General features: G+C 71.3%; 16 protein-coding genes. 8 read left to right on the plus strand and 8 right to left on the minus strand.

The window, feature by feature from the left end; translation table 11 throughout:
• Window positions 1–289 precede the first annotated feature (289 nt).
• A complete protein-coding gene (locus DTB53_RS12560; protein WP_012380859.1) occupies window positions 290–583 on the plus strand; it encodes a DUF1905 domain-containing protein in 294 nt (97 codons plus the stop codon).
• 64 nt (window positions 584–647) lie between these two features.
• Here DTB53_RS12560 and DTB53_RS12565 read toward each other — a convergent pair whose 3' ends face one another.
• Entirely contained in the window at window positions 648–1583 is a 936-nt protein-coding gene (locus DTB53_RS12565; RefSeq protein ID WP_012380858.1) for a GlxA family transcriptional regulator, read from the minus strand.
• Window positions 1584–1673: 90 nt separating this feature from the next.
• On the opposite strand from DTB53_RS12565, the gene DTB53_RS12570 reads away from it, so the two are divergent.
• Both DTB53_RS12570 and DTB53_RS12575 read left to right on the plus strand, forming a co-directional pair.
• The gene (locus DTB53_RS12570; protein WP_003969024.1) at window positions 1674–2009 is read left to right on the plus strand and encodes a cupin domain-containing protein; all 336 of its coding nucleotides are present in this window, start codon (window positions 1674–1676) and stop codon (window positions 2007–2009) included.
• Window positions 2010–2105: 96 nt separating this feature from the next.
• Complete coding sequence (locus tag DTB53_RS12575) at window positions 2106–3023, plus strand: alpha/beta hydrolase (RefSeq protein ID WP_042497134.1); 918 nt, start codon at window positions 2106–2108, stop codon at window positions 3021–3023.
• Here DTB53_RS12575 and DTB53_RS12580 read toward each other — a convergent pair.
• Together DTB53_RS12580 and DTB53_RS12585 are read right to left on the minus strand one after the other, a co-directional pair.
• The gene (locus DTB53_RS12580) at window positions 3010–3600 is read right to left on the minus strand and encodes a GNAT family N-acetyltransferase (RefSeq protein WP_012380855.1); all 591 of its coding nucleotides are present in this window, start codon (window positions 3598–3600) and stop codon (window positions 3010–3012) included. The genes DTB53_RS12575 and DTB53_RS12580 overlap by 14 nt on opposite strands.
• Window positions 3601–3624: 24 nt before the next feature.
• Window positions 3625–3981: a hypothetical protein gene (locus DTB53_RS12585; RefSeq protein ID WP_012380854.1), complete on the minus strand. Its 357-nt coding sequence runs from the start codon at window positions 3979–3981 to the stop codon at window positions 3625–3627.
• Between the two features lie 130 nt (window positions 3982–4111).
• Between DTB53_RS12585 and DTB53_RS12590 the strand changes: the two genes are divergently transcribed.
• A complete protein-coding gene (locus DTB53_RS12590; RefSeq protein WP_012380853.1) occupies window positions 4112–4963 on the plus strand; it encodes a helix-turn-helix domain-containing protein in 852 nt (283 codons plus the stop codon).
• Complete coding sequence (locus DTB53_RS12595) at window positions 4905–5117, plus strand: DUF397 domain-containing protein (protein ID WP_012380852.1); 213 nt, start codon at window positions 4905–4907, stop codon at window positions 5115–5117. The genes DTB53_RS12590 and DTB53_RS12595 overlap by 59 nt, the downstream gene beginning before the upstream one ends.
• A 31-nt stretch (window positions 5118–5148) precedes the next feature.
• Here DTB53_RS12595 and DTB53_RS12600 read toward each other — a convergent pair whose 3' ends face one another.
• The 4 genes from DTB53_RS12600 to DTB53_RS12615 all read right to left on the minus strand — a co-directional run bounded on the left by DTB53_RS12600 (window position 5149) and on the right by DTB53_RS12615 (window position 8960).
• The gene (locus DTB53_RS12600; protein WP_003969018.1) at window positions 5149–7527 is read right to left on the minus strand and encodes an ATP-binding cassette domain-containing protein; all 2379 of its coding nucleotides are present in this window, start codon (window positions 7525–7527) and stop codon (window positions 5149–5151) included.
• Between the two features lie 166 nt (window positions 7528–7693).
• Window positions 7694–8107: a VOC family protein gene (locus DTB53_RS12605; protein WP_012380851.1), complete on the minus strand. Its 414-nt coding sequence runs from the start codon at window positions 8105–8107 to the stop codon at window positions 7694–7696.
• A gap of 10 nt (window positions 8108–8117) precedes the next feature.
• Window positions 8118–8537, minus strand: a complete 420-nt coding sequence (locus DTB53_RS12610; protein WP_003969016.1) for a helix-turn-helix transcriptional regulator — start codon at window positions 8535–8537, stop codon at window positions 8118–8120.
• An 81-nt stretch (window positions 8538–8618) separates the two neighbouring features.
• Window positions 8619–8960: a DUF5713 family protein gene (locus tag DTB53_RS12615; protein WP_003969015.1), complete on the minus strand. Its 342-nt coding sequence runs from the start codon at window positions 8958–8960 to the stop codon at window positions 8619–8621.
• Window positions 8961–9214: 254 nt separating this feature from the next.
• Here DTB53_RS12615 and DTB53_RS12620 point away from each other — a divergent pair, with 254 nt between their 5' ends.
• The 3 genes from DTB53_RS12620 to DTB53_RS12630 all read left to right on the plus strand — a co-directional run bounded on the left by DTB53_RS12620 (window position 9215) and on the right by DTB53_RS12630 (window position 12319).
• A complete protein-coding gene (locus DTB53_RS12620; protein ID WP_003969014.1) occupies window positions 9215–10372 on the plus strand; it encodes an acyl-CoA dehydrogenase family protein in 1158 nt (385 codons plus the stop codon).
• Between the two features lie 18 nt (window positions 10373–10390).
• A complete protein-coding gene (locus tag DTB53_RS12625) occupies window positions 10391–11275 on the plus strand; it encodes an acyl-CoA thioesterase (RefSeq protein ID WP_003969013.1) in 885 nt (294 codons plus the stop codon).
• Between the two features lie 75 nt (window positions 11276–11350).
• Window positions 11351–12319 (plus strand): cation diffusion facilitator family transporter, encoded by a 969-nt coding sequence (locus DTB53_RS12630; protein WP_012380849.1) that lies wholly within the window; start codon window positions 11351–11353, stop codon window positions 12317–12319.
• A gap of 72 nt (window positions 12320–12391) precedes the next feature.
• Here DTB53_RS12630 and DTB53_RS12635 read toward each other — a convergent pair whose 3' ends face one another.
• Window positions 12392–13228 (minus strand): phosphatase, encoded by an 837-nt coding sequence (locus tag DTB53_RS12635; RefSeq protein WP_012380848.1) that lies wholly within the window; start codon window positions 13226–13228, stop codon window positions 12392–12394.
• Window positions 13229–13516: the final 288 nt, after the last annotated feature.

Below are 13516 nucleotides of genomic sequence, written 5' to 3' on the forward strand. Positions count from 1 at the left end.
CACGGCGGCGTTCACCGCTTCCGCGCCCCAACTGCTCCGCTCCAGTCTCGTCGCGCACGATCGTGTCCCACCGTCGGCGTCGGACGTACCCGGTCCTCCCACCCGAGCCTGCCGCGCGGAGAGCGGCCGGGGCGGTGCGGGCTGTCACCACTGTTCATGACAGACGTCATGAACGGTCCGGCGGCCGTCGTGCGTCCCCGATGAGTTTCCCCGCCCGTCCCGGTCCTACTGGTGAACGGCAGCGGCGGAAGCCCTCGCATCGCGAGCTCCTGAACAGGCGGTATCCACGATGGACCACAAGACGAACGGCACGTTGGACAAGCGGTTCACCGCGACCCTGCGGAAGAGTCCGGAGAAGGGCGGCTGGACCTATGTCGTGTGGCCCGAGTCGGCCGCGTTCTTCGGCACCCGCGGTCTGGTGAAGGTCCGGGGCACCATCGACGGCCATCCCTTCCGCAGTTCGTTCATGGCCCTGGGCGACGGCACGCACAAGCTGCCGGTGAAGGCGGACGTGCGCAAGGCGATCGGCAAGGAGGAGGGGGACCGTGTGACCGTCGTCCTGGAGGAGCGGGTGGACACGTGACGTCCAGGTGCCGCTCCGTCCGCCGCCTGCCGTCCGGCCCCGGGACCAGCGCCTGGACGGCGGATCACGGCACCCTGAACTCTCGCCGGTAGGCGCCCGGCGTCGTCCCGGTCCGGTCGCGGAAGCGACGGCGCAGGTTGACCGAGGAGCCGAAGCCCACACGCATCGCGATCGCCTCGACCGGCAGATCCGTCTCCTCCAGCAGAGTCCGCGCCGCGGCCACTCTCCGGGAAAGCAGCCACGCCCCCGGACTCATGCCGAACCACTGGGCGGAACGCCGGGCCAGGGTGCGGGGTGAGACACCGAGGTGGGCGGCGAGGTCGTCCACCGACAGGGCCGCCCCGAGGCGTTCGTCGACCCACGGGAGCAGTCCGTCGAGGGCGTCCCCGGGTGCTGGGGGCGGCGCGTGCCGCGCCTGGCCGACCTCGCGATGGGGCGGCAGCACCATGTGCCGCGCGAGGAGGGCCGCGTACGCGGCCCCGTGGTCGTTCCGGACCAGATGCAGACACAGGTCGAACCCCGCTCCCGCGCCGGCGCTGGTGGCGACGTCACCGTGGTCCACGAAGAGTCTGTCCGGCTCCACGCGCACGTGGGGGAACTCACGTCGCAACTGCTCGGCCCGCGCCCAGTGCGTGGTGGCCGAGCGGCCGTCCAGCAGTCCGGTGCGGGCCAACGCGAACACCCCGGAGCAGATCGTGACCAGCCGAGCCCCACGCGCATGCGCACGCAACAGCGCCCGGCGTACGGGGTCGGACAGCGGCTCCTCCACCGGCAGCCAACCGGGGATGATCACGCTGTCCGCGGTGTCGAGCGCCGACAGGTCCTGCGAGACGGTCATCGCGTACCCGCCCGTGGTCGGCACCGGGCCGGGCGTCTCCGTGCACACCCCGAACGTGTAGTGCTGCGGCATCTCCGGTCGCTCCGTACCGAACGCCTCGATGGCGCAGCCGAGTTCGAACGTCGACTGCACCGGTCGCACCAGAGCCACCACGCGATGCATGGCACGAAAGTACCCCAGGCTGTCCTCGCGGGCTCTGTCTCGTCGCGATCCGCGCACGGCACTGTTGCGGGCATGCACCCACGCCTTGCCATGCGCCCCGAGATCCTCGCCCAGGAGGGCTACACCTCCGTCTCCGTCGACGCCTCCCCGGTCCGTGAGCTGTTTCCCGGGATCCGGCTCCGTCCCCTGTGGCAGGGACCGACCGGAGCACACGCCAACGTGCTGGAGATGGAGGCGGGCTCCACCTGGCCGCACCGCGATGTCCACGAACCCGGCCCGGAGGAGGTCTTCGTGGTCGCCGGAACCTTCAACGACGGAGCACGCGACTACGCTCCCGGCACCTTCCTGCACGCTCCCGCCGGGTCGTGGCACGTGCCCTCCACCAGCACGGGCTGCACACTGTTCCTCTTCTACCCTGAGGGCTAGGTGTATTGATCACGAGCGTTGTCAACGCTCGTGATCAATACACCTGGCGGCCTGCGCACCGAGGCCGGGGCGGGGACGACGGATGAGGAGCGACACGTGCGATTCGCGCTGGAAGCACTGCTGGCCGATGTGCCGGACGAGCAGGTGGCCGAGGCCCGCGCCTTCTACCGGTCGAGGGTGGCGGGCCGCGGGCCCGGCTCGTTCGAGGAGCTGAAGGAGGCCCGCGCGCGGAAGCCCGAGCCCCGTGCCGCCGTTCCCCCGGCCCTCGAAGAGACGGTCGAGGCCGCCGGGGCACGCGTCCCGGTCAGGATCTTCCTCCCTTCCAGCGGCCCGCCCCGGGCCGTCTACCTGGGCATCCACGGCGGCGGCTTCTACATGGGCTCGGCAGCGCAGGGCGACGAGCGCCACCGCGAACTCGCGGACGCGCTCCGGATCGCCGTCGTCGGGGTCGACTACCGGCTCGCGCCCGAGCACCCGTGGCCCGCCGCTCCGGACGACTGCGAAGCGGCGGCCCGGTGGCTCGTCGACGAGGCCGAGGCCCGTTTCGGGACCGCCCGGCTCGTGATCGGCGGGAGCTCGGCCGGGGCCACCCTCGCCCTGGCGACCCTGCTCCGGCTGCGGGACCGGGGCGTCGTCGACCGGTTCGCCGGGGCCGCGCTCCGCTTCGGCACGTGGGACCTGAGCGCGCGGACGCCGGCCGGCCGTCTCATCGCCGACGAGTACTTCCTCCAGGCGTACGCGGGCCACGTGGCCGACCGCACCCTTCCCGACATCTCACCCCTCTACGCCGACCTGAGCGGTCTTCCTCCGGCGCTGCTGGTCGTGGGCAGCGAGGACGTGCTGCTGGAGGACAACCTGACGCTGGCGGGCCGGTTGTCGGCGGCCGGGAACGATGTGGAACTGCGCGTCTATCCCGCGTCTCCCCACGGCTTCACCGGCCACCCCACGGCCTTGGCCGCGACGGCGCTCGACGGTGTCAACTCCTGGCTGCACGACAGGATCAGTCGCCCCTGACCCGGGCGTGCAGATGCATATCGTGACGCCCGTCGTCGTGCACGGCCGCGTTGCGCCTGGTGCCCTCCAGCCGGTAGCCGGCCTTCGCGGCGACCCTGCACGAGGCGTGGTTGCGCGTCGAGTGGTCCAGCTCCAGGCGGTGGAAGCCGATGTCCTCCAGGGCCCACGCGCTGAGCACCGCGAGCGCCCGGGAGGCGACCCCCGCGCCGCGTGCGGCCGGGAGCACCCAGTACGCGGCGTTGGCCACGCCGTCGGCGAAGTCCACTCCGCGCAACGCCATCCGGCCGAGCACCTCGCCCCCGTCGCGGGCGACGGCCCAGTGGCAGCCCTTCTCCCGCTCCCAGTCCTGCCGGTACCCCTCGAACCACTCCCGGACCTCGGCCTCGGTCGACGGCCGGTGCGTGTGCCAGCGACGGGTCTCCTCGTCCTGGTACGCGGAGAGGAACGCCGCCGCGTCGGCCCGTTCCCAGGGGCGCAGCACCAGACCACCGCCGCCCGGGGCCGGGAGTACGGGTTGCGGGGCGCGGGCGAGGCAGCCGGGGGCCATGGCGGGCGGTGTCGACAGGACGCGGGTCATGGCCCCATCGTCACCCGTGCCCCCTCACGGCCGCAGCCGGACCAGCCCCGGACCCGACGGGTGTCCGGGCTCGAAGTCATCGGGAATCCCGAGCCGCAGACCACGGCTCCTCGCGACCCGGTGGACGTCCCGCAGGGAGTAGGTCAGGGCGGCGGCGACGTGGCGGAGCTGGACGGTGGTGGAGGTGTCGTCCGCGACCATGTCGTCGGCGTGGTCGAGGAGTTCGTACGCCATGCCGAGCTGCAGGGCCTCGACCTTGTCTGCCTCGCGCGAGACCTTGCCGTGGCCGTCGCCGATGACGTAGCAGGGCCTGCCTTCCGTACCGGCCCACGGAAGCAGGCGGGCGGCGTTCGGGGGCTGTTCGTTGATGGGGGCGTCCATGGGGGCGTCAACTCCGTGAGGTGAGGGTGGGTCCTTCGCTGCGTAGCGATCCACTCACAGCGTGCGATCGGCGCGGCTAGGCTCGCCAGGGGTCTGGAGTGACACCACGCTCGTCACACGGGAGTCGGCTGTGAGCAATACCTATGGCGAATGGTTGAAGGCGCAGCGCGAAGCGGCCGGACTGACCCAGCAGGAGCTGGCGGACCTGGCGTTCATGACCCGGTCCCATATCGCACACATCGAGGCCGGGCGTCGCATGCCGAGCGGGGAGGATGCGCAGCGACTGGACAGGGCGCTGGGCACGGGGAACGTGCTCACGAGTTTCCGGCCGGGAGCGGAGGACGACGGAGTCCTCGCGGACTACTTCAGCGCGGCGCGGCATCTCGAACAGCAGGCGACGATGATCCGCGAGTTCGCCCTGTCCTTTCTCCCGGGCATCCTCCAGACCGAGGCGTACGCACGCACTGTTCTCGGGATGGCATTCCCACCGCCGAGTCCGACGGAATGTGACAAGGCCGTCGTCGCACGGCTGAAGCGCGCAGAGATCTTCCAGGGCGCCAGGGCACCTGTGGTCTGGGCGATCTTGGACGAATCATCGCTTCGGCGTCCGATCGGTGGACCGAAGGTCATGGCGGACCAGTTGGACCACATCATTGCGCTCACCGAGGCGAAGCTCGTCCGCACCCACGTGCTCCCGATGTCGCTCGGATTCCACTCATTGCTGGAAGGCATGCTGACGTTGATGTGGTTCGACGACCAGCCGCCAGTCGCCTACAGCGAAGGAGTGCGAGCAGGGAAGTTGCACGAATCGCCGGCCGTGGTCGAGGCACTTCAGAGCCGTTACGCTCTTGCACTGAGCGACTCCCTGTCACGAGAAGAGTCCTTGGCAGTGGTGAAGGCGACAGCGAAGGGCTACAGAGAACATGGCTACCCTGACCGACTCCTCTCTCACCCGCTGGCGCAAGTCCTCCCACAGCGGTAGCGAGTCGGGCAGCTGCCTCGAAGTGCAGGACCACCACCCCACCTCCGTCCCCGTCCGCGACTCCAAGGTCCCCGGCGGGCCGTCCCTGCTCATCCCCGCCGCCGGGTGGGCCTCCTTCGTGGACGCGGTCAAGCGCGGAGCCCTCTCCGCCTGACCCGGAGGCCGGGCGGAGGGGGCCCCTGGCCTCACGCGCCCACGTACTCCGCGAGGTGCTGGCCCGTGAGGGTGGAGCGGTCGGCGACCAGGTCCGCCGGGGTGCCCTCGAAGACGATCCTGCCGCCGTCGTGGCCGGCGCCGGGGCCGAGGTCGATGATCCAGTCGGCGTGGGCCATGACCGCCTGGTGGTGCTCGATGACGATCACCGACTTTCCGGAGTCGACCAGGCGGTCCAGGAGGCCGAGGAGCTGTTCCACGTCCGCGAGGTGCAGGCCGGTGGTCGGCTCGTCGAGGACGTAGACGCCGCCCTTGTCGGCCATGTGCGTGGCCAGCTTCAGGCGTTGGCGTTCCCCGCCGGACAGGGTGGTGAGCGGCTGGCCGAGGCTGAGGTAGCCGAGGCCGACGTCCACGAGGCGGTCGAGGATCTTGTGCGCGGCCGGCAGGGCCGCATCGCCGGAGGAGAAGAACTCCTCGGCCTGGGCGACCGACATGGCGAGGACCTCGCTGATGTCGCGGCCGCCGAGGTGGTAGTCGAGGACCGAGGCCTGGAACCGCTTGCCCTCGCAGTCCTCGCAGGGGCTGGAGACGCTCGCCATCATGCCGAGGTCGGTGAAGATGACGCCCGCGCCGTTGCACGTGGGGCAGGCGCCCTCGGAGTTGGCGCTGAACAGGGCGGGCTTCACCCCGTTGGCCTTGGCGAAGGCCTTGCGGATCGGCTCCAGGAGGCCCGTGTACGTCGCCGGGTTGCTGCGGCGGGACCCCTTGATCGGGCTCTGGTCGACCGAGATGACGTTCTCGCCCGCCGGGATCGAGCCGTGGACGAGCGAGCTCTTTCCGGAGCCGGCGACGCCGGTGATGACGGTGAGGACGCCGAGCGGGATGTCGACGTCGACGTCGCGGAGGTTGTGCGAGGTCGCGCCCCGGATCTCCAGCGCGCCGGTGCGCTCGCGCACCTCGTCCTTGAGGGCGGCCCGGTCGTCGAGGTGGCGGCCGGTGACGGTGTCGGAGGCGCGGAGGCCTTCCAGGGTGCCTTCGAAGCAGACGGTGCCGCCCGCCGTGCCGGCCCCGGGGCCGAGGTCGACGACGTGGTCGGCGATGGCGATGGCCTCGGGCTTGTGCTCGACGACCAGGACGGTGTTGCCCTTGTCGCGCAGGCGCAGCAGGAGGTCGTTCATGCGCCGGATGTCGTGGGGGTGCAGGCCGATGGTCGGCTCGTCGAAGACGTACGTGACGTCGGTGAGGGAGGAGCCGAGGTGGCGGATCATCTTGACCCGCTGCGCCTCGCCGCCGGAGAGGGTGCCGGAGGGGCGGTCCAGGGCGAGGTAGCCGAGGCCGATCTCCACGAACGAGTCCAGGGTCTGCTGGAGCGCTTCGAGGAGCGGGGCGACCGAGGGCTCGTCCACGCCGCGGACCCATGCGGCGAGGTCGCGGATCTCCATCGCGCAGGCGTCGGCGATGGAGATCTTGTTGATCTTCGAGGAGCGGGCGCCCTCGGTGAGCCGGGTCCCCTCGCACTCGGGGCAGGTGGCGAAGGTGACCGCCCGGTCGACGAACTCCCGGATGTGGGGCTGCATCGACTCGCGGTCCTTGGACAGGAACGACTTCTGGATCTTGGGGATCAGCCCCTCGAAGGTGAGGGTGGAGCCCTCGACCTTCACCTTGGTCGGCTCCCGGTAGAGGAAGTCCTGCATCTCCTTCTTGGTGAACTTGGCGATCGGCTTGTTCGGGTCGAGGAAGCCGGAGTCCGCGTAGATCCGTACGGTCCACCAGCTGTCCGACTTCCAGCCGGGGATGGTGAACGCGCCCTCGGCGATCGACTTGGAGTCGTCGTAGAGCTGGGTGAGGTCGATGTCGGAGACCGAGCCGCGGCCCTCGCAGCGCGGGCACATGCCGCCGGTGCGGCTGAAGGTCGCCTTCTCCGTCTTCTTGTTGCCGCGCTCGACGGTGATCGCGCCGCTCGCGGTCACCGAGGGGACGTTGAAGGCGAACGCGCCGGGCGGGCCGATGTGCGGCTCGCCGAGGCGGCTGAAGAGGATGCGGAGCATGGCGTTGGCGTCGGTGGCGGTGCCGACCGTGGAGCGGGGGTCGCTGCCCATCCGCTGCTGGTCGACGATGATCGCCGTCGTCAGGCCGTCGAGGACGTCGACGTCGGGCCGGGCCTGCGTGGGCATGAAGCCCTGGACGAAGGCGGGGTAGGTCTCGTTGATCAGCCGCTGGGACTCCGCGGCGATGGTGGCGAAGACCAGCGAGCTCTTGCCCGAACCGGAGACTCCGGTGAACACCGTCAGCCGCCGCTTCGGGAGCTCGATGCTGACGTCCTTCAGGTTGTTCTCCCGCGCACCGTGCACACGGATCAGGTCGTGGCTGTCGGCAGCGTGCGGCTGCTGGGTCTTCGTTCGCGGAGCCATGCTCGTCGTCTCTCCATTACTGGTGCGCGGAGCCTGCTGGTGCGGGGCCCTGCTGGTACGGCTCGTGGGACTGGTGCGGGCGCCCGCCGGTGCGCGGAGCCTACTGGTCGTGCGTGGGGGCCGGGGCCGGTTTCGGCCCCGGCCCCGGTGGGGCGGCGGGCTGGTGCTACTTCTTGGCCTGGGTGATGCGGAGCATGTTGCCCGCGGGGTCGCGGAAGGCGCAGTCGCGGACGCCGTACGGCTGGTCGATCGGCTCCTGGAGGACCTCTCCGCCCGCCGCGCGGACCTTCTCGAAGGCCTCGTCGACGTCCTCGGAGGAGAGGATCACGCCGCGCAGCATCCCCTTGGCGAGCAGCTCGGCCATGGTCCGGCGGTCGGCTTCCGGGGCGTTCGGGTCAGCGAGCGGGGGTTCGAGGACGATCTCCACGTCGGGCTGTGCGGGAGACCCGACGGTCACCCAGCGCATGCCTTCGAATCCGACGTCGTTGCGCACCTCCATTCCCAGGGCGTCGCGGTAGAAGGCGAGCGCCTTGTCGTGGTCGTCGACGGCGATGAAGCACTGCGAGAGCTTGATGTCCATGCGTTTCACGCTACGGGCGGGGCTTGCGATCCGCTTCTCCATTCCTGACCGGTCGGGTGAGCATCTTGGCGACGCACGCCGGGATGGTCTCGCCCGCGTCGTGGGGGCGGGCCCGGTAGGCGCTCGGGCTCTCGCCGACCAGCTCGGTGAAGCGTGAGCTGAACGAGCCCAGTGACGTACAGCCGACGGCGAAGCAGACGTCCGTGACCGACAGGTCGCCCCGGCGCAGCAGCGCCTTGGCCCGCTCGATGCGGCGGGTCATGAGGTAGCTGTACGGGGTCTCGCCGAAGGCCGCCCGGAAGGTGCGGGAGAAGTGGCCGGGCGACATCAGCGCGGCGCGGGCCAGCGAGGGCACGTCGAGGGGTTCGGCGTACTCGCGGTCCATGCGGTCGCGGGCCCGGCGCAGCCGGGCCAGGTCCTCCAGCCTCACTCCTTCACCCTCCCACGGCCGCCGGCGCCCGGCGCGTCCCGCCGGGGCGGCACCCGGCCACCCCGCGCGCTCGGCGACCGGTCACCACTCGCGCTCGGCGATCAGCTCCTCCGGGTCCGCGTCCGCGAACCCGTACGCCGTCGCGATGATCCAGAAGGCCTCGCCTATCTCCTCGCGGGCGACCGTCTCGATCTCGCTGCCCGCCGCCTCGAACTCCGCCTCCAGGTCGTTGAAGGCCCGGGTCGGCGCGGCGGTCAGCGCGTACAGGGCGGCGAGGTCCGCGGGCCTCTCGGCCTCGATCCGCTCGCACAGGGCGCGCAGGATCGCCGTGCCCTTGTCCAGGACGTGGTCGGGGAAGTAGTCGTCCTCGTACAGCAGGGCCAGGAAGGCGTACTGCGCGAGCCGCTCGTTGGTGATGGTCACGGTGGTCTCCCCCATGCGTTCCGTGCGTTCCGTCGCCGTCGTTCCGATACTCCCCCACGCCACTGACAACCGGCCCGCGCGCGGGTGGCGGGGGTGCGGTGCGCACCGGGCGTCCGCGTGCCGAGCATCACCCTGGACAGCGACCACAACCGGCGGGTAACTTCGAAGGGAGTCTGAGCAAGCGCTTAGCCGCATATCGCGGGTGTCGCATACCGCGAGTTCCGCGAACCGACTGCCGACCTAGGAGGCATCCCGTGCGCCGTACGGTATTCAACGAGGACCACGAGGCGTTCCGGGAGACCATCCGCGCCTTCATCGCGGCCGAGGTCGTGCCGGTCTACGACGAGTGGTTCGCCGCGGGGCAGGCGCCGCGCGACTTCTACCTCAAGCTGGGCGAGCTGGGCGTCTTTGGCATCGAGGTCGACGAGGAGTACGGCGGCGCGGGCATCGACTCGCACAAGTACGAGGCCGTCATCTACGAGGAGACCGCCCGTGCGGGCGTCTCCTTCGGCGGCTCCGGCGTCCACACGCTGCTCGGCCTCCCGTACATCAAGATGCTGGCCACCGGCGAGCAGAAGAAGCGCTGGCTGCCGAAGTTCGCGACCGGTGAGGAGATGTGGGCCCTCGCGATGACCGAGCCCGGCACCGGCTCCGACGTCGCGGGCATGAAGACCACCGCCAAGCTCTCCGAGGACGGCACGCACTACGTCCTCAACGGTGCGAAGACCTTCATCACCGGCGGCGTCCACGCCGACCGCGTCATCGTCTGCGCCCGTACCGCCGCCCCGCGCGAGGACGACCGCCGCTTCGGCATCTCCCTCTTCGCCGTCGACACGAAGTCCGAGGGCTACTCGGTCGGCCGCAAGCTCGACAAGCTGGGCCTGAAGGTCTCCGACACGGCCGAGCTGGCGTTCGTCGACGTCAAGGTCCCGGTCGAGGACCTCATGGGCGAGGAGAACAAGGGCTTCGGCTACCTCGGCACCAACCTGGCGTCCGAGCGCTGGGGCATCGCCTTCGGCGCGTACGCCCAGGCCGCCGCGGCCGTCCGGTTCGCCAAGGAGTACGTCCAGGACCGCACGGTCTTCGGCAAGACCGTCGCCTCGTTCCAGAACACCAAGTTCGAGCTGGCCGCTTGCCAGGCCGAGGTGGACGCGGCCCAGGCCGTCGCCGACCGCGCGCTGGAGGCCCTGGACGCCGGTGAGCTGACGGCGGCCGAGGCCGCTTCCGCGAAGCTGTTCTGCACCGAGGTCGCGCACCGCGTCATCGACCGCTGCCTCCAGCTGCACGGCGGCTACGGCTTCATGAACGAGTACCCGATCGCCCGCCTGTACGCGGACAACCGGGTCAACCGCATCTACGGCGGCACCAGCGAGGTCATGAAGTCGATCATCGCCAAGTCCATGGGCCTGTAGAGGGGTTACGTTCCCTCGATGAACGAGAGTCCCGACCCCCTGCTCGATCTGCTCCACCTGCTCGACCTGGAGCGGATCGAGCGGGACATCTTCCGGGGCGTGAGCCGCAGTTCGCTCGTGCCCCGGGTGTTCGGCGGCCAGGTCGCGGCCCAGGCGCTCGTCGCCGCGGGCCGCACCGTCCCCGACGACCGGTCCGCCCACTCCCTGCACGCGTACTTCCTGCGGGCGGGCGACCCGGGCGCGCCCATCGTCTACACCGTCGACCGCATCCGCGACGGGCGGTCCTTCACCACCCGCCGCGTCGTCGCCGTCCAGCACGGGCAGCCGATCTTCCACCTCTCGGCGTCCTTCCAGACGTACGAGGAGGGCATGGAGCACCAGGCGCCGATGCCCGCCGCCCCGGACCCGGAGACCCTGCCGACGGCGGCCGAGATGCTGCCCCGCTACGCGGACCGCTTCAGCGATCCGGGCGTCGTGGACCGGCTGATCGAGGCGCGGGCCGCGGTGGACCTGCGGTACGTGGACGCGCCGCCGTTCGGCACGGTCGGCGAGGCGCGCGAACCCCGGTCCCAGGTCTGGTTCCGGACGAACGGCAAGCTCGCGGACGATCCGCTGCTCCACGTCTGCCTGGCGACCTACGTCTCCGACATGACCCTGCTCGACTCGGTGCTCCTCGCCCACGGGCGGGGCGGCTGGGCGGTCGGGGACGTGGTCGGCGCCAGCCTGGACCACGCGATGTGGTTCCACCGGCCGTTCCGGGCGGACGAATGGCTGCTGTACGACCAGGAGTCCCCGTCGGCCTCCGGCGGGCGCGGCCTGGGCCAGGCCCGTATCCACACCGCCGACGGGCGTCTCGCGATCACCGTCATCCAGGAAGGCGTCGTCCGCGTCCCGAGGGCATGACCCGTCCCCGGGGGGGGCGACGCGTCCTCGGGGATGAGCACCACCTGAAGCGCCATTTCGGACATACTCCCCACCATGGGTGACGCGGAAGCGGGCAGTGGGGCCGAGGGCGGGGAGTCCACGTTCACCGTGATCGTGGCGGCCGGCGCCAACCTCGGCATCGCCGTGGCGAAGGCCGTCGCCGGGCTGATCAGCGGCTCCAGCGCGATGCTGTCCGAGGCGGCCCACTCGGTCGCCGACACCGTCACCGAGGTGATGCTCCTCGCCGCGCTCAAGCGGAGCGGGAAGCCGGCCGACGAGGACCACCCGCTGGGCCACGGCCCCGAACGCTACATCTGGGCGATGCTCGCCTCCATCGCCACGTTCGTCGGCGGGGCCGTCTTCTCGATCTACGACGGAGTCCACACCCTGGTCGCGGGCGAGGAGTTGGGCGACCCGCTCGTCTCCTACCTCGTCCTCGGCGTCGCCTTCCTCCTGGAGGGCTACTCCCTGCGCACCGGGGTCAAGCAGGTGCGGCGCGAGGCGGCGCGGCTGCGGGTGCCGGACACGTACTACCTGCGCCACACCCCGGACACGGCGGTGAAGGCCGTCGTGATGGAGGACTCGGCGGCCCTGATCGGGCTGCTGCTGGCGGCGGGCGGACTGCTCGGCGGGCAGCTCTCGGGCTCGGGCGTCTGGGACGGGATCGCGTCCTGCCTGATCGGGCTGCTGCTCGTGTACGTGGCCTGGGTGCTCGGCCGCACCAACGCGCAACTGCTCATCGGGCGTCCGCTGCCCCCGGCGATGCGGGCGGGGGTGCGCGAGGAGCTGCTGTCGGTGCCGCACATCGTGGACGTGCTGGAGCTGACCACGCTCATCCAGGGACCGACCGAGATCCTGATCGCCGCGAAGATCGACTTCCGGGACATGGCCACCGCGGCGGAGGTCGAATGGGCCTGCGAGGAGGCGGAGGCCCAGTTGCGCGAGCGGTTCCCCTCGATCCAGCGGGTCTATCTGGACCCCACGCCGGGGCGCGCGCAGCGTCTGCGGCGCCCCGGCCCCTGACCGCCCGCCTCCGGCGCTCCGCGCGCCCCGGACCCGGAGAGGGAAGGCCCTGTGGGCGTGCCGCCGACGGCCCTACGCTGCGGGCTCCCCCACCGGCTGCGCTGGCTCCGCGGGCTCGACCGGCTCCGCCTCCAGCAGCCCCGCCGCGTGCAGCAGGTAGTCCGTCATCGGGTCGTAGAAGCGCGGGTCGGTGACGTGGTCGTCCAGCGGGACGGTGACCTGGAGGGTGCCCTCCGCCTCGGCGAGGAACAGGGCCGGGTCGTTGCAGTCCGCGTAGCCGATCGCGTCCAGCCCCCGCTGTCCCGCGCAGCCCGCCCAGCCGTGGTCGGCGACGACCAGGTCGGGCAGCGGGCGGCCCTGGTGGGCCATGGCGTCCAGGATGGCGGCCATCGGGGCCGGGGAGTGGGTGTGCCACAGGGTCGCGCCGCGTTCCAGCATCGCCACGTCGGCGAACTGGAAGACCATGCCCTCGTCCGCGATCAGCCCGGACGGGATGCGGACGATCTCGCAGCCCGCGCGGCGCAGCGCGTCCGCCGTCTGCCGGTGCACGTCCAGCAGGCCGCCGGGGTGCCCGGTGGCGAACAGGACCCGCTCGCGGCCGTCGGCGGCCTTGCGCAGCCGGGCCGCCATCCGCTCCAGGGCGTCGACCGTCAGCTCCGGGTCGATGGTGTCCTGGCCCTGCCGGTGCGCGGGGTCGTCGTTGACGCCGCAGCGCTCGGCCATCACGGCGAGCACGTCCTGCTCGTCGGTCCAGCGGTCACCCAGCTCCAGGCCCAGCCAGTAGTGGCGGTCGCCGTTGGCGAGCTTGCGGTAGTGGGAGAGGTTGTTGTCGCGTGGCGTGGCCACGTCCCCCGCGATACGCGTACGGACGAGGTGGTCGACGAGGGCGGCGCGGCTGGGTATCGGCATGGACCCATTGTGCCGTCCGGTGTGCGGGGCGTGCCCGGTGTCCTGTCCGGCGGGCGGGGGTGCCGGGCGTTCCGTCCGGCGGAGGGTGCGCCTCCACCCCGGGCGGGCGGTCCGGTGGTCGGCGGTGCGTCCGGGCCGGCGTCCGGTCCGGCAAGTCTTCCGGGACTGTTCACCCCCGCGTGACCTGCCTCTTCCTCCTTCGGGCGGCCGTCGGGCTCGAATAGGACCACCAAGAGGTCTGGACCAATTGAGTCGCGCCAAACCGGTGTCCGATTCTCTCCGTCGGGG

Source organism: Streptomyces griseus (assembly GCF_900460065.1).
Classification (GTDB): domain Bacteria; phylum Actinomycetota; class Actinomycetes; order Streptomycetales; family Streptomycetaceae; genus Streptomyces; species Streptomyces griseus.